Origin of the sequence: Enterobacter cloacae complex sp. SHL021 (genome assembly GCF_049237765.1) — a bacterium.
Classification (GTDB): Bacteria; Pseudomonadota; Gammaproteobacteria; order Enterobacterales; family Enterobacteriaceae; genus Enterobacter; species Enterobacter cloacae.
Genome location: NZ_JBMKJG010000013.1, coordinates 149432 through 165323, shown reverse-complemented (window position 1 = coordinate 165323; position 15892 = coordinate 149432). Strand labels below are relative to the sequence as shown.

Sequence of the window (15892 nt, the reverse complement as noted above, 5' to 3'; positions counted from 1 at the left end):
TAACGAGATGAAAAAGCTGGGAAAAGAGTACAGTAATATGGTCATGGTGGCATGACCATATTACTGGGGATCCCTCAGCCCTGTGGGAGAGGGTTGGGGTGAGGGCACCAGCGCGCTCCTGCCCTTACTCAATATCTTTGAAAAAGATTGACAGTTTTCCTTGCTAACAATCGCCAACCGTCACGTTTATGATGCTCTCCATCGACAGCAAAGACGCGGTATCTACCCGAATTTGCAGACAAATAATGTTCAGCCGCTGATGTGGTTTCCTGGAGAGTAAAATGAAAAAATTAGAAGATGTTGGTGTACTGGTAGCACGTATTCTGATGCCAATTCTGTTCATCGTTGCAGGTTGGGGCAAAATCACCGGTTATGCGGGTACCCAGCAGTATATGGAAGCCATGGGCGTTCCGGGCTTCATGCTGCCACTGACCATTCTGCTTGAGTTCGGCGGCGGCCTGGCGGTACTGTTCGGCTTCCTGACCCGTACCACCGCGCTGTTTACTGCGGGCTTCACCCTACTGACGGCGTTCATCTTCCACAGCAACTTTGCTGAAGGCGTGAACTCCCTGATGTTCATGAAAAACCTGACCATCGCGGGTGGCTTCCTGCTGCTGGCTGTCACCGGCCCGGGCGCATACAGCATCGACCGCGTTCTGAATAAGAAATGGTAAGCACGCTATACTGAATAAACACAAAGCGAGGAGACCTCTCCTCGCTTTTGCTATCTGACGGAGGAGAAAAAAATGGGACAACTCGTAGACGGCGTCTGGCAGGATGTCTGGTATGACACCAAATCCACCGGTGGACGCTTCAAGCGCTCTGTTTCGGCCTTCCGTAACTGGCTTACCGCCGATGGTGCTGCCGGCCCGAGTGGCGAAGGTGGCTTTGCGGCCGAGAAAGATCGTTATCACCTCTATGTTTCCCTCGCCTGCCCATGGGCGCACCGCACGCTGATTGTGCGCAAGCTGAAAGGCCTCGAATCCTTAATTCCGGTGTCGGTGGTGAACCCGCTAATGCTGGAAAACGGCTGGACGTTCGACCGTGATTTCCCTGCTGCGACGGGTGATGAACTGTATCATCACGATTTCCTCTACCAGCTTTATCTGCGCGCCGACCCGCACTACACCGGGCGCGTCACCGTACCGGTTCTGTGGGATAAGAAAAACCAGACGATTGTCAGCAATGAGTCTGCGGAGATCATCCGCATGTTCAACACCGCCTTCGACGCCCATGGCGCGCGCGCCGGGGATTACTATCCGGTTGAGCTGCGAGACAAAATCGATGAGCTGAACAGCTGGATTTACGACAACGTTAATAACGGCGTTTACAAGGCCGGTTTTGCCACCAGCCAGGAAGCCTACGACGAAGCGGTTGGAAAAGTCTTTGAATCTCTTGAGCGTCTGGAGCAGATCCTCGGCCAGCACCGCTATTTGACGGGCGATCGTCTGACGGAAGCGGATATCCGCCTGTGGACGACGCTGGTTCGTTTTGATCCGGTCTATGTCACCCACTTTAAGTGTGACAAACACCGCATCAGCGATTATCTGAACTTGTATGGTTTCCTGCGCGACATCTACCAGATGCCGGGAATTGCCGAAACGGTCGATTTTGACCATATCCGCACCCACTATTTCCGCAGCCACAAAACCATTAACCCGACGGGTATTATCTCCATCGGGCCGTGGCAGGATCTGAATGAACCCCACGGGCGCGACGTTCGTTTTGGATAAATATTAAGGGCATCGTGAGATGCCCTTTTTTAATTCACAATCTCCATCTATCCTTACCTCGATCGCTTAGAAAACAAGTGATTGACTGATAAATGAGGCAAGGAAATGGATTGGTATTTAAACGTACTGCGCAACTACATTGGATTTGGTGGCCGCGCGCGCCGCAAAGAGTACTGGATGTTCATTCTGGTGAACTTCATTTTTGCTCTGGTGCTGAGCATCGTGGATAAAATTCTGGGCTGGGAGTGGGCGAGTGGGGAAGGCGTCCTTACATCGATTTATGCCATCTTTATTCTTCTGCCGTCCTGGGCCGTACAGTTCCGCCGGCTTCACGACACGGATCGTTCCGCCTGGTGGTTACTGCTGCTGTTAATCCCGGTAGTGGGGTGGATTGTGATTTTAATCTTCAACTGTCAGAGCGGGACGCCGGGTGAAAACCGCTTTGGTCCGGATCCGAAGATCGGCGCGTAAATTTATGCCCGATGGCGCTTAGGCACATCGGGCTTACTCTTTTATTTGTTGTGATGCGCAAAGAGCTTTGGAATTTCTCGCAAACACCACGATTTCGCTTCGCCCATGCTGTCGCGACGCCACGCCATAATGATATCCACTTCGCTGGTGTACTCCGGGCTGACGACGCGCAGGCGCCCTTCAGCAATATCTTTTTCAACAAACGGATACGGCATGGTCGCCACGCCCAGTCCTGCCAGCAATGCCTGGCGCTTATCTTCCAGCGATGTGACCGTCAGACGCGGCTGTTTATCCAGCAACTGCACCGTTAGCACCGGACGTTCACGCGCGGTATCCGCAACCGCCACGCCCCTGTACTTCACGCGCGTCACTTCAGAAAGCGGCTCCGGCTCCTGGTGAATCGGGTGATTTGGCGCGGCGACGTAAACGTTCATCACGCTGTAGAGTTTACGGGAGTTGATCTCAGACGATGAACGGAAGTGCATATCCGGCGCAATCACGATATCCGCCCTGCCCGTCTCCAGACGCTCCCACGCGCCTGCCAGCACCTCGGTGATGATTGAAAGCTGCGTATTCGCTTTGTCTGCCAGCCTGTCTACCAGCGGGAATAACGCCTCGGTAGGCACCAGAGCCTCAGTGACCAGCGTCAGGTGGGTTTCCCAGCCGCGTGCCAGCGCCTCGGCGTCCGTCGTCAGTTTATCCGCCGCTTCCAGCAGTACGCGACCACGTTCCAGCAGCATCCGTCCAACGTTCGTGAATTTTGTTCGATGACCGGAACGGTCAAAGAGCACCACGTCCAGCTCTTCCTCCAGCTTTTGCATGGTATAGCTGAGCGCAGACGGAACGCGCCCCAGTTCATCTGCCGCGGCGGCAAAGCTGCCACGCCTGTCAATCGCGTCCATGACGCGAAGCGCCTCAAGCGTCAATGCTCTCTCTTTAGCCATCTCGTTCTCATTCAGGAAATTTGAACATACCGGGCAGAATATCTGGCTAACAATGAAGCGTCCATACCTTTACCATTGTTTTAGTGTAAAGAGAGGTCAAGTTTATGATTACGACAAGAACAGCTAAACAGTGCGGACAAGCCGATTTCGGTTGGCTGCAGGCCCGCTACACCTTTTCCTTTGGACACTACTTTGACCCTAAACTCCTCGGTTACGCTTCACTGCGCGTGTTAAATCAGGAAGTGCTCGCCCCGGGCGCCTCCTTCCAGCCGCGTACGTATCCGAAAGTCGATATCCTGAACCTGATCCTGGAAGGCGAGGCAGAATACCGCGATAGCGAGGGCAATCATGTCCAGGCAAAGGCTGGCGAAGCGCTGTTAATTTCCACGCAGCCGGGCATTAGCTATAGCGAGCATAATCTCAGCAAAGACAAAACGCTGACCCGCATGCAGCTGTGGCTGGATGCCTGCCCTGAGCGGGAAAATCCGCTGGTGCAAAAAATCGATCTGCAGAGCGAAAAGCAACAGCTGATCGCTTCTCCGGACGGGAGCAAAGGCAGCCTGCAACTGCGTCAGCAGGTGTGGCTGCACCATATTGAACTGAAGAAAGGTGAACAGGCGAGCTTCCAGCTTCATGGCCCGCGCGCCTACCTGCAATCGATTCACGGTACGGTGCATGCGGTAACGCACACGGAAGAGAAAGAGGCGCTCACCTGCGGCGACGGGGCGTTTATTCGTGATGAAGCGAATATTACGCTGGTGGCCGATACGCCGCTGCGTGCGCTGCTGATTGATTTGCCGGTGTAGAGAATGCCCTCATCCTAACCCTCTCCCACAGGGAGAGGGAACCGATCGAGCACCTGAACTCGCTACACCTTACTCGCCATAATCTCAATAATCTGCCGGTCCGTTGCCTGCATTGAGCGGCACGCTAACGCGCACAGGTTAGAGATAGACTGCTCCACATCGTGCGCCACAATCCCTTCATTGCCCGTCACGGCAGACTCATCCAGCGCCATCATCACCGCTTTCCAGGCGCTGCTGACGCTGGTTGAGACTTTCATGGCACAACTGTTTGAAGCGCCGTCGCAAATCATCCCACTGACGTCACCGATCATGCTGCTGATGGCCATCGCGATCGTTTGATAGTTTCCCCCCATCAGCCAGGCCATGCCGCCTGCCGCCCCCATCGCTGCGGTTGTCGCAGCGCACAGCGCCGACAGGCGCGGAAGCTGGGCGTGGATATAGATCGCCGAAAGATGGGACAGCATCAGCGCTCTGGCCAGCCGTTCCTCATCAGCCTGAACGTGCTCCGCCACAACCACTACCGGCATGGTGGCGGTGATCCCCTGATTGCCGGACCCTGAATTGCTCATTGCCGGAAGCGTAGCACCGCCCATTCGGGCGTCAGAGGCCGCGCTGGTGCGGATAACAATGTCCGAGCCAACATCCTTCGCCATCCATCCGCGCGTACGCTGCTTATTCAGCGTCGCGCCAATATGCAGCCCCCATTTTCCGCTCAGCCCTTCACGAGAAAGGGCATCGTTAAGCTGCCCCGCCTGCAGAATAAAGCGGATCGCCTCACACGGAACCTGCTCCACGAACGTGAGGATCGCCGACAGCGTGGTGTGAGAGAACACCTCCAGCGGATCGTCACCCGCCTCTCCCGGCTGTTCATCACGGGTGAAGCGTGTTTCGCCCTCACAGACCACCTCCACCACGCGAGTATGCCCGCCTGCGATGGTCACCATGGCCGAGGCCTCTCCGGCATAAACACAGGCGCGCGAATAGAGGATTTCCTCGCACGGCACCTGCAGTTTCACCTGGACCTGACCCGCATTGAGCAGGGCTTTGGCGCGTTCCAGCGCATCGGCTGACGCCCCTTTTAGCACCTCCAGCCCGGCGCGGGCATTCCCGCCCGTCGCTCCCAGCGCCGCCGCAATGGGTAGCCCGACCATGCCGGTGCCGGGTACCGTTACGCCAAGCCCATTTTTCATCAGATTGGGCGATACCCATGCTTCAATGCGCGTTACCTCACCGGGCAGGTGCTCAGCGGCTATCGCACAGGCCAGCGCCAGAGAGATAGGTTCAGTGCACCCCAACGCAGGTTTAACCTCTTCCTGCACCGCGCGAATAAAATGATTCCATAAAGGGTTAGTTTGCTCAGACATCGTTACGACCTTAATTGCTCCTCAGGAGAATGCGAGGAAAGGAGAAACACAAAGCAGCAGCCCGGTAATGATGATAATCACCAGTGATACGCCTTTATATTTATGCAGGGCGGGTACCTTGTAGACCAGCCATGCAGGGATCAGGCAGCCCACCATGCCGAAGATGGGGCTGCAAATGGAGGTGAAGCTCAACACCGGCGCGTTTAACACAATCGCGCTCCAGGCCAGCAGGATGGCGAACAGCATAATCCCGCGCTGCACGGTGTTTTCATTGATTTTCTCTGCCGACATTTTGCGACGCAGGATGTTCATCACGATGCCCTGCGTGGCCTCGCGAAAGCCAAGATAGACGCCGAAGAAGGCCGTCATAACAGCAAAGATATTGAGGATCACGCTGACGATTTTGACCCAGCCCGCACCCTCTCCGCTGATAAACTGCGCCGCAATCGCCAGGGCAGAGATGTTCTGCTCATAGGCTTTTACCGCTTCATCGTGCCCCATCGCCAGCGTGAAGGAGACGGCGTAGAAGAATACCGTCACAAACAGCACGCCAAAGGCGATATTCATGGCGCGCAGCGCTTTATGACGCGCCACCTCAACGGACTTTTCCCGTGAACGGTAGGAGATCACCATCGGGCTTAAGGTCTGAATAAACAGAATGGAGGTTAAGGTAAAGGGAAGCGTAATGATGGCATTTTTAATCAGCAGCCCCATCGGCGGCAGCATGCCTACGTTGGCTAAATGCCAGAGGCCAATCATCGACAAGCCCAGCGCGGCAACCACAAATAGCTTGGTCAACACCATCAGGCTGGAGACTTTAAACAGCAGCTTTTCACCGCGGGAAGAGATGGCCACCAGAATACAGATCAGCACTAACCCGTAGAACGGGTTTTCTGAGAGTAGCCCGTCGGTAACGCCAAAGGTCTGCAAATAAGAGGCGCTGTCGTTGGTAATGGCGGTGGAATAGACAAACATCCAGATGACCAGCATCACAAAATAGAGTGCGCCCAATAAGATGCCCCAGTTTTTCCCGAGATATCCGCTAATGACGCTCGGATAATCTTTGCATTCCGGTGATTCCGCCAGCGTATTAATAAACAGGCGCTGGAATAAATACATCGCCGGATATCCAATCACGGACGAGAGCAAAAAGACCCACAGCCCCATTAATCCGACCTGCACCGGGAGAAAAACAATCCCCGCGCCGATGGCCATCCCGATACTCATGATGACCCAGCCCGTATCGGTACTGTCGAACTTGATCGCCTCGCGCCATTCGCTCTCACGCATTCCCGCCCGCCTAGCCGCGGGGGAATCATTCACAATCACACTGCTGTTTGTAGCCGTATCCATAAGGCACTCGCTTTTTTGTAGGGTAACTGATTAATTTTTATAGGTTTCCGTTCGCCAGCGATGGCGAGTCAGAGAGTGCAGGTGCTTGTTGTTAGTGTGAGAAAATCATAGCCGGAGAGAGGGAGAAAAAAGTCACAAAATAAATAGGGCTTTTCTAATGCTGGAGGAAGATTTGCTTTTGAAATACTCAATAAGGTGGATATTTTCTAAACGTGATGGCATTCACGAAATTAAAAGCCTCCCCAAAGGGGAGGCCCAGCCTTAGCCTGGATTACATCGCCTGCGTAAACGTCCTTGAAATCACATCCTGCTGCTGCTCGCGCGTCAGGGCATTAAACCGCACCGCATACCCCGAAACGCGGATCGTCAGGTTCGGGTAATTTTCCGGGTGCTCAATGGCATCCAGCAGCATTTCCCGGTTCATGACGTTGACGTTCAGATGCTGCCCGCCCTCGATGGCTGTTTCATGGTGGAAGTACCCGTCCAGCAGCCCCACAAGGTTGGTTTTGCGTACCAGCTCGTCCTTGCCCAGCGCCTGCGGCACGATGGAGAAAGTGTAAGAGATCCCATCCTTGGCGTAGGTGAACGGCAACTTGGCAACCGAGGTTAACGACGCCACTGCCCCTTTTCTGTCACGTCCGTGCATTGGGTTGGCACCCGGCGCAAACGGCGTGCCGCCCCGGCGTCCGTCTGGCGTGTTGCCGGTCTTCTGGCCGTACACCACGTTCGAGGTGATGGTCAGGATCGACTGGGTCGGCACCGCGTTACGATAGGTTGGTAACGCCTGAATCTTCTTCATAAAGCGCTCCACCAGGTCACAGGCGATGCTGTCCACGCGATCGTCGTTGTTACCGTACTGCGGATAAACCCCTTCAATGACAAAATCGACCGCCAGACCGGTATGGTCGCGCACCGGTTTCACCGTCGCATATTTAATGGCCGACAGGGAATCGGCGGCCACCGACAGTCCGGCGATACCGCAGGCCATGGTGCGGTAGACGTCCCGATCGTGCAGCGCCATCAGCGAGGCTTCGTAGCTGTACTTATCATGCATGTAGTGAATGAGATTCAGCGCGCTGATGTACTGTACCGCCAGCCAGTCCATAAAGTGATCCAGGCTCGCCATCACGGTGTCGTAGTCCAGCACCTCGTCCAGCAGCGGCGCGGTTTTCGGCCCGACCTGGATCTTCAGCTTCTCATCCACCCCGCCGTTGATCGCATACAGCAGCGTTTTGGCGAGGTTGGCGCGGGCACCAAAGAACTGCATCTGCTTGCCGATCACCATCGGGCTGACGCAGCAGGCAATGGCGTAGTCGTCGCTGTTGAAGTCGGCACGCATCAGATCGTCGTTCTCATACTGCAGCGACGAGGTGACAATCGAGACCTGCGCGGCGTATTTCTTGAACGCGATCGGCAGTTGTTCAGACCACAGGATCGTCAGGTTTGGCTCTGGCGCAGGCCCCATGGTGTGCAGCGTGTGCAGGTAGCGGAAGCTGTTTTTGGTCACCAGCGTGCGGCCGTCCAGCCCCATCCCGCCGATCACCTCTGTCGCCCAAATCGGATCGCCAGAGAAGAGCGTGTCGAACTCCGGCGTACGCAGGAAACGCACCATGCGGATCTTCATGATGAAGTGGTCGATCAGCTCCTGGGCCTGTACCTCGCTAAGGCGTCCGGCCTGCATATCGCGTTCAATGTAGATATCGAGGAATGACGCGGTACGCCCCAGCGACATCGCCCCACCGTTCTGGGATTTCACTGCGGCCAGGTAGGCAAAGTACAGCCACTGCACCGCTTCCTGCGCGTTCATCGCCGGACGCGAGATATCAAAGCCGTAGTTCGCCGCCATCTGCTGGATCTGCAGCAGCGCACGCTTATGCTCCGCCAGCTCTTCGCGCAGGCGGATCGTCGCCTCCAGATCCTCGCCGCGTTCCAGTCTCGGCTGCAGATCCGCGAACTGCAGTTCACGCTCACGCACCAGATAGCTGATGCCGTACAGCGCCACGCGGCGGTAGTCGCCGATGATGCGCCCGCGTCCGTAGCCGTCCGGCAGCCCGGTCAGTACGCCCGATTTACGGCAACGCATCATCTCCGGCGAGTAGACGTCAAACACGCCCTGGTTATGGGTTTTACGCAGGTCGGTAAACAGGTATTCGAACTGCGGATCCATCTCGCGGCCGTAGGCTTCGAACGAGCTGCGGATCATGTTGATCCCACCATACGGATGCAGGGCGCGCTTGAGCGGCTTATCGGTTTGCAGGCCGACGATGGTCTCCAGCTCCCGGTCGATATAGCCCGGTCCGTGAGCGGTAATGGTGGTGGCGATGTTGGTATCGAAATCCACCGGGGCGTGGGTGGCATTTTCCTGGCGAATCCCCACCATCACCTTTTGCCACAGCGCCGTCGTTGCTGGCGTCGCCTGCGCGAGGAAAGTTTCGTCGCCTTCATAAGGGGTGTAGTTATGCTGAATAAAATCGCGCACGTTAACGGCGTCTTTCCATTCTTCACCGCGAAACCCGGCCCATGCGTCGCTGTAGGGCGCAACGCGCGTATCAATCGTTACTTTCATGAGATTCTCGCTCTGTCAGGCGTAAGCCGCAGCCGGGGTAACCTTCCCAAGACGGAGGGCGTCCAGCGCGATCATTTTTTCTTCATTGGTAGGGATCACCGCACACGCCACGCGGGACGTATCGGCGCTGATGATGCGTTCACCCGCGCTGCCAGGCAGGGCGTTGCGGGTCTCGTCGAGGATGAGGCCAAAGACCTTGAGATGTTCTGCTACCAGCCTGCGGATGAGCGTAGAGTTCTCGCCAATCCCTCCGGTAAACACCACCCCGTCCAGGCGATGCAGCGACGCCGCGTGTCCGGCGATATGCCGTGCAATGCGGTGCACAAAGGTGTTTATCGCCAGCTGCGCCCGCGGATTTCCCTCGCGCCAGGCTTTTTCCAGCGTCCTGAGATCGGCGGAAATTCCGGAGATCCCCAGCAAGCCAGATTCTTTGTTAACCACACGCTCCAGATCCTCGAACGACTGGCCGGTTTGCTGGGCAATCCACGCCATCGCGCCAAAATCCACGTCGCCACAGCGCGTGCCCATCATCAGCCCTTCCAGCGGCGTCATCCCCATCGAGGTATCGACGCTTTTGCCATTACGAACCGCGCAAATCGACGCGCCATTACCCAGGTGGGCAATCACTAACCCGCTGTCGTCCGGCGAAAGCCCGAGAAGCGCATGCGCCTGCCCGGCAACGTAGCGGTGGGAAGTACCGTGAAAACCGTAGCGCCGCACGCCCAGCTCCTCAAAATAGCGGTACGGCAACCCGTAAAGATACGCCTGCGGCGGCAGCGTCTGATGGAAACTGGTGTCAAACACCGCCACCTGCTGAACGTTCGGGAACAGGCGTTCCGCCGCTTCCACACCGCTTAAGTTGGCGTAGTTGTGCAGTGGTGCCAGAGAAGAAACCTGGCGGATCTCATTGATAACCTGCTCCGTGATAAGGGTCGACTCGCTGAAGCGTTCACCGCCGTGGGCAATGCGGTGGCCAATTAAGGCCACGCTGCTCATCAGGTCACGCTTCTCCAGCTCCAGGGCGATGGCAGCCAGCGCCCCTTCGTAGTCATGGTGAGCCAGTGTGGCTGGCTCACTCCCGTTCACGGAAATAAAGGCTTTTTCAGTGTTGATACCGTCGGCAATGCCCGTCATCAGGGCATAGCAGCTGCTGGCATCGAGCACTGAAAACTTAACAGAGGACGAACCGCAGTTAATAACCAGTACAACCGGAAACTCAATCATGGTGTGACTCCGCTCTTCCTGAGCATTGATTTAGAACAGTTTGTAAACGATGTTCAGAATGGTCAGCAGACCGACAACGGTGACGAAGATGTTCTCGGGTCTGCCCTTATACTTCGCCATTGCCGGGGCTTTGCGGATGGCATACATCGGCAACAGACACAGCAGAGAAGCGATGATGGGTGCTCCCATGGCCTCAATAAGGTCCAGAATGTTCGGGTTGGCATACGCGACAACCCAGGTGGAGCCCATGATGAAGACCATGCTGATGGTGTTCAGTTTGCCCACCGAGACTTTCTTCTTATCGCCCTTGTACCCGAACTTCAGGATCAGGCCGTTCAGCCCTTCCAGCGTGCCCAGATAGTGGCCGAAGAAAGATTTGAAGATTGCGACCAGCGCGATGATAGAGGCGCCGTATTCCAGCACCGTCGCAAACGTCGATTTGGTGCCTGACATCGACGCAAAATGGTTCGCCAGATAAGAAAGCACCGGAATGTTCTGCGCTTTGGCATCAGCCATGTTTTGCGGAGAGAGCGTAAACAGGCAGCTAAAGGCGAAGAACATCACCACGGCGACCATCAGCAGGCTGGCGCGGCCGATGATTCTGGAACATTTCTGCTCGGTGAATTCTTTACCGAACTCCGGTTCGTACTCTTCGCGCTTGGAGACCACAAACGAGGAGACAATCGGCGAGAAGTTAAAGGAGAAGACCATGATGGAGATCCCCAGCCACACCGTCACCAGTATGCCGTCATGGCCGGTGAAGGCGATATCGCTCAGGTTAACCTGGTCGATCACCGCCGAGTTCCAGTAAGGGATCAGCGACAGGGAAATCAGCACCAGACTGGCGATAAACGGGAATACCAGATAGCTCATGACCTTCACCATCAGGTCTTTACCGAACCAGATCACAAAGGCCATCAGCAGCAGCAGGAACAGCGCCACCACGCCGCGGTTTAGCGCCGGCATCTGGAGCTGGTTTTCCCAGAAGGTCATAAAGGTGTTGGTAATGGTGACGCCGTAAATCCACAGCAGCGGGCAAATGGCGAAGAAGTAGAGGAACGTGATGACCACTCCGCCTGTTTTACCAAAATGCTCCTCCACCGTTTCGGTGATATTGCCGGAAACGTTGCTACCGGACAGGCACAGACGCGCCAGCGCGCGGTGGCAGTAGAACGCAATCGGGAACGCGAGAAGCAGCATCAGCAGGATAGGGATCAAGCCGCCGAAACCTGCACGTATAGGGAAGAACAGCACGCCTGCGCCAATGGCGGTACCAAACAATCCCAGCGTCCAGGTGGTGTCTGACTTACGCCAGGAGGACGTTTTTGTCTGGCCAACGATAATGCTTTCAGTGTTGCTCATAGGTCATCCTTATGCGTCAACGAAGCCGGTAATTTGGGAAACACGAGAGAGATCGATATTGCCGCCGGAAATAATGCAGACGGTTTTGCGCCCCTGAATATAATGGTCGAGCTTGCCGCTCAATAACGCCGCGCAGGCCAGCGCCCCCGCCCCTTCGGTCACCACTTTGTTTCGCTGAATTAACGCAATCATGCTGTTACGAATATCGTCTTCGCTGACCAGCACAATGTCGTCGACTAATTCACGAACAATTTCGAAGGTTAATTTACCCGGACGAGAAACGTCGCAGCCGTCTGCTAATGTGCCGGTAACCCGATGGTTAATAATTTCACCCGCCTGATACGACGCCGCCATGCCGTGAACGTTTTCAGACTGTACGCCGATAATATTAATGGTCGGGTTAATCGATTTTATTGCCGTTGCGATGCCAGCAATTAACCCGCCACCGCCGATGGGCACAATGACGTTATCCACATCGTATAAATCTTCGAGAATTTCGAGGCCGATCGTGCCCTGGCCGGCGATCACTTTCGGGTCATCGTAAGGCGGGATAAAAATACGCCCTTCCATCTCAACGATTTCGCTCACTTTGGCGATCGTGTCGTTGAAGTTCTCGCCGTGCAGCACCACTTCCGCCGAGTAGTCACGCGTGGCGGCAACTTTGGATTTTGGCGCGCCCATCGGCATCACCACTTTGCCGTCGATGCCGAGCATGGCACAGGAAAGGGAGACGCCCTGCGCATGGTTTCCCGCAGAGCAGGCCACAACCCCTTTACGTCTTTCAGCATCGGTCAGCGAGCTTAATTTATTGAACGCGCCGCGAATTTTGAAGGAGCCGGTACGCTGCATATTTTCAAACTTCAGAAAGATTTCACCCTTACAGCGTTCGCTGAGATAATTCGAGCGCGGCATGCCGGTTTTATATATCTTTCCTGCCAGTCGTTTTCTGGCGTCCTGAATATCTTCAATGGTTACCGGGAGATCGTAGGTAATATGCATAATATCCTCGTTATAATAATTCATTCTTTTCGGGCAAAGTCAGGGTATCAGAGCACAGCTAAAATAAGCTCTGGGGTGTTTTTCAAAAAATAGGCAGTACTTATTTGGAAATTAATTATTCATCGTCGTCGTTCACTGGTCAGTGACGCATATTGTTTCGCCAGCTCAACTAACACTGACGCTGATTTTTTAATTCTGTAATTTTTTGACCACACGGCGGCATAGCGTGCTACCGGTAATTCATCTTCCACTGGTAGCACTATAAACTGCTCTGAACCGAACGGCGCAATCATGTCGCGGGGGATCACCGTCAGGTAGTCGGCATTGAGGACAAGGTTATAAATGGTGACGACGGAATCGGTCTGGACGATGTTTTCAATACTGATGTGGTTGTCTTGCAGGGTGGTCAGAAGTTCTTTGTAGTAGCCCATGTCGGTTTGCGGCATTACCCACTGCTCATGGGTGAGCGATGCCAGTGTCGTCGGGGCGGTGCACGTTCGTGATTTGCTGGCCACCAGCACAAATTCAGACTCGAACAGCGGCTCGACATGCAGATCCTGCAGCAGCATTTCATCACTCAGCGTGCCGATGGCAAAGTCCAGCCGCCCGTCACGAATGGCGGGAAGGAAAGAAGAGAGCTGTGCTTCATACATGGAGACCCGCGCTTTCGGGAATACTTCCTTGAATTTTTTGATCATTTCAGAGAGGAACGTGAAGCCAATCAGCGACGGATAACCAAACGAGACGTCCATGACGGTGCTGAAACTGAGGCTGTTAATCTCGCTCACCATGTTTTTCATCTCACGGGTGATCGACTCTGAGTACGAGAGCAGAACCTGGCCCGCCGCCGTCAGTTTTACGCCCGTGTTTTTACGCACCATCACTTCCACACCGAAGTAAGATTCGATGTCACTGATAATTTTGCTGACGGCGGGTTGCGTCAGACCCAGTTGTCTTGCTGCAGAACCTATGGAGCCACTTTTAATGACTTCCTGAAATACCACGAGGTGCTGTGTTTTCGGTAGAATAATAGTGTTCATAATATTCTGCGCTTATTTCCCTATGACGGGGTGGATTCTACTCAATATTGTTTCAGGGGGTATGTGCTGTTACTCACAATTTGCCTTTTCGCACCCTTACCAGGAACTACCATATCCCATTAAAAACCTTTTAAATCAATAAAATACAACCAATCAAATACGCTATCACGCTGATATTGATCAACAAAAATGGCGGTAATAAATTTATTTTATGGCGATAACCCGGATAAATTTTTCTGCGTTTAAAAAATCAATAAAGACTATCTTTCAGGCAATTAAAGAACAATAAATAGCCATTATTCATGTGAAACATTCTTTCAGTTTTTCGAAATTTACGGGCGTAATTTGACAGAGGTTCGGGAAAGAGTGGAATACGTCACACATTCTTAGGATGAATGTTTTTAATTTCAAAATATGCATATCAAATAAGAAAACATTCGGGATCATCCAGTTAACATTCATAACAAATTAATCATACTCAGAATTCAGGATTTTTTAGCGGTAAATTTCGTGATAACGATCGGGATTAGACAGCAGAGCGGCAATGAATGGAGAAAACAGTGAAATGTGCTTAATGTCGCAAATATGAGAATTGGTGTCGTTTGGGGGGTTGCCGGGTGGCGCTGCGCTTAACCTGCGTACATGCCCCATTAAGCAAAAACCCCGCCGAAGCGGGGTTCTCTAAGAAGTTGAAGCTGACCGATAAGCCGGGTTCTGTCGTGGACAGTCATTCATCTAGGCCAGCAATCGCTCACTGGCTCAAGCAGCCTACCCGGGTTCAGTACGGGCCGTACCATGTGAACCCCTATTTGGCCTTGCTCCGGGTGGAGTTTACCGTGCCACGGACTGTTACCAGCCGCGCGGTGCGCTCTTACCGCACCCTTTCACCCTTACCTGATCCCACTTGCGTGGGCCATCGGCGGTTTGCTCTCTGTTGCACTGGTCGTGGGTTTCCCCCCCAGGCGTTACCTGGCACCCTGCCCTATGGAGCCCGGACTTTCCTCCCCTCCGCCCGTCTCCACCCGAAGGTGGACGACGACGAAGCGGCGACTGTCTGGTCAGCTTCGGCGCGCAGTATAGTGGGTTTGCACGCCGCTGTCACCCTTGGTTGTAGGGAAGCAGAAATTAACGGGAGACTTCCACCTTCGCCAGTTTTTCGTAGTAGCACGCAATGGCACTGTGGTCAGCGGTGCCCAGACCATCGGCACGTAGCGCCTGCATCATCTCCATGACGGCGGCGGTCAGCGGCAGTTGGGCCCCTACGCCGTGAGAAGTGTCCAGCGCGTTAGCCAGATCTTTAATGTGCAGGTCGATACGGAAACCGGGTTTGAAGTTACGATCCATCACCATCGGCGCTTTAGCGTCCAACACCGTGCTACCCGCCAGCCCACCGCGGATCGCCTGGTAAACCAGATCCGGATTGACGCCCGCTTTGGTGGCCAGAGTGAGCGCCTCCGACATGGCGGCAATATTCAGCGCCACAATCACCTGGTTTGCCAGCTTGGTTACGTTACCCGCGCCAATCTCCCCGGTGTGCACCACGGAACCGGCCATCGCTTTCATCAGATCGTAGTATTTGTCGAAAATCGCCTTATCGCCGCCGACCATGACCGACAACGTGCCGTCGATGGCTTTCGGTTCACCGCCGCTCACCGGGGCATCGAGCATCTCGACGCCTTTCGCTTTCAACGCCTCGCTGATTTCCCGGCTGGCCAGCGGTGCGATGGAGCTCATGTCGATCAACACCAGGCCCGGCTTCGCGCCGTCGATAATGCCGTTCTCACCCAGCGCGACCTCTTTTACATGGGGAGAGTTTGGCAGCATGGTGATAATGACATCGCACTGCTCGGCAATGGCTTTGGCTGTGGTGGCGGTTTCTGCGCCAGCCGCCATCACTTCGGCCACGGCCTGCGAATTATGGTCTGAAACCACCAGGGAGTATCCTGCTTTGATGAGGTTTTTACTCATTGGTTTGCCCATAATGCCGAGGCCAATAAAACCCACTTTCAGCGTCATAATCTGTTTTCCTC

Annotated in this window: 13 protein-coding genes and 1 other RNA gene; 4 read left to right on the top strand and 10 right to left on the bottom strand. The window is 54.6% G+C overall.

All coding sequences use genetic code 11. The annotated features are described in order from the left end of the window. Positions 1-281 precede the first annotated feature (281 nt). The 3 genes from ACOTZF_RS15030 (at position 282) to ACOTZF_RS15020 (ending at position 2204) form a co-directional block, all read left to right on the top strand. Entirely contained in the window at positions 282-674 is a 393-nt protein-coding gene (locus ACOTZF_RS15030; RefSeq protein ID WP_013098869.1) for a DoxX family protein, read from the top strand. 72 nt (positions 675-746) lie between these two features. Further along, entirely contained in the window at positions 747-1733 is a 987-nt protein-coding gene (locus tag ACOTZF_RS15025) for a glutathione S-transferase family protein (RefSeq protein ID WP_029883513.1), read from the top strand. A gap of 105 nt (positions 1734-1838) precedes the next feature. Next, on the top strand, positions 1839-2204 hold the full coding sequence (locus tag ACOTZF_RS15020) for a DUF805 domain-containing protein (protein ID WP_013098871.1): 366 nt from the start codon (positions 1839-1841) through the stop codon (positions 2202-2204). Positions 2205-2245: 41 nt separating this feature from the next. Here ACOTZF_RS15020 and ACOTZF_RS15015 read toward each other — a convergent pair whose 3' ends face one another. After that, complete coding sequence (locus ACOTZF_RS15015) at positions 2246-3148, bottom strand: LysR family transcriptional regulator (protein WP_014885334.1); 903 nt, start codon at positions 3146-3148, stop codon at positions 2246-2248. A gap of 104 nt (positions 3149-3252) precedes the next feature. On the opposite strand from ACOTZF_RS15015, the gene ACOTZF_RS15010 reads away from it, so the two are divergent. Beyond that, complete coding sequence (locus ACOTZF_RS15010; protein WP_013098873.1) at positions 3253-3954, top strand: pirin family protein; 702 nt, start codon at positions 3253-3255, stop codon at positions 3952-3954. A 62-nt stretch (positions 3955-4016) separates the two neighbouring features. On the opposite strand, the gene ACOTZF_RS15005 is transcribed toward ACOTZF_RS15010, so the two are convergent. The 9 genes from ACOTZF_RS15005 to garR form a co-directional block, all read right to left on the bottom strand. Then, the gene (locus ACOTZF_RS15005; protein ID WP_058651405.1) at positions 4017-5318 is read right to left on the bottom strand and encodes a serine dehydratase subunit alpha family protein; all 1302 of its coding nucleotides are present in this window, start codon (positions 5316-5318) and stop codon (positions 4017-4019) included. 21 nt (positions 5319-5339) lie between these two features. Then, a complete protein-coding gene (locus ACOTZF_RS15000) occupies positions 5340-6671 on the bottom strand; it encodes an amino acid permease (protein WP_058651406.1) in 1332 nt (443 codons plus the stop codon). A 271-nt stretch (positions 6672-6942) separates the two neighbouring features. Beyond that, positions 6943-9237, bottom strand: coding sequence for a formate C-acetyltransferase (gene pflB / locus ACOTZF_RS14995; protein WP_058651407.1), 2295 nt, complete (start codon positions 9235-9237; stop codon positions 6943-6945). Positions 9238-9252: 15 nt separating this feature from the next. Further along, the gene (tdcD, locus tag ACOTZF_RS14990; protein ID WP_058651408.1) at positions 9253-10461 is read right to left on the bottom strand and encodes a propionate kinase; all 1209 of its coding nucleotides are present in this window, start codon (positions 10459-10461) and stop codon (positions 9253-9255) included. 30 nt (positions 10462-10491) lie between these two features. Next, positions 10492-11823, bottom strand: a complete 1332-nt coding sequence (gene tdcC, locus ACOTZF_RS14985; protein ID WP_040021964.1) for a threonine/serine transporter TdcC — start codon at positions 11821-11823, stop codon at positions 10492-10494. A gap of 9 nt (positions 11824-11832) precedes the next feature. Next, positions 11833-12822, bottom strand: a complete 990-nt coding sequence (tdcB, locus tag ACOTZF_RS14980; protein ID WP_038983796.1) for a bifunctional threonine ammonia-lyase/L-serine ammonia-lyase TdcB — start codon at positions 12820-12822, stop codon at positions 11833-11835. 119 nt (positions 12823-12941) lie between these two features. Continuing rightward, positions 12942-13862 carry a transcriptional regulator TdcA gene (gene tdcA / locus ACOTZF_RS14975; protein WP_129253335.1) on the bottom strand — a complete coding sequence of 307 codons (921 nt, stop codon included), beginning with the start codon at positions 13860-13862 and terminating at the stop codon, positions 12942-12944. A 687-nt stretch (positions 13863-14549) separates the two neighbouring features. Then, positions 14550-14928: RNase P RNA component class A (gene rnpB / locus ACOTZF_RS14970), an RNA gene on the bottom strand. Positions 14929-14987: 59 nt separating this feature from the next. Then, a complete protein-coding gene (garR, locus tag ACOTZF_RS14965; RefSeq protein ID WP_013098882.1) occupies positions 14988-15878 on the bottom strand; it encodes a 2-hydroxy-3-oxopropionate reductase in 891 nt (296 codons plus the stop codon). Between the last annotated feature and the right edge of the window lie 14 nt (positions 15879-15892).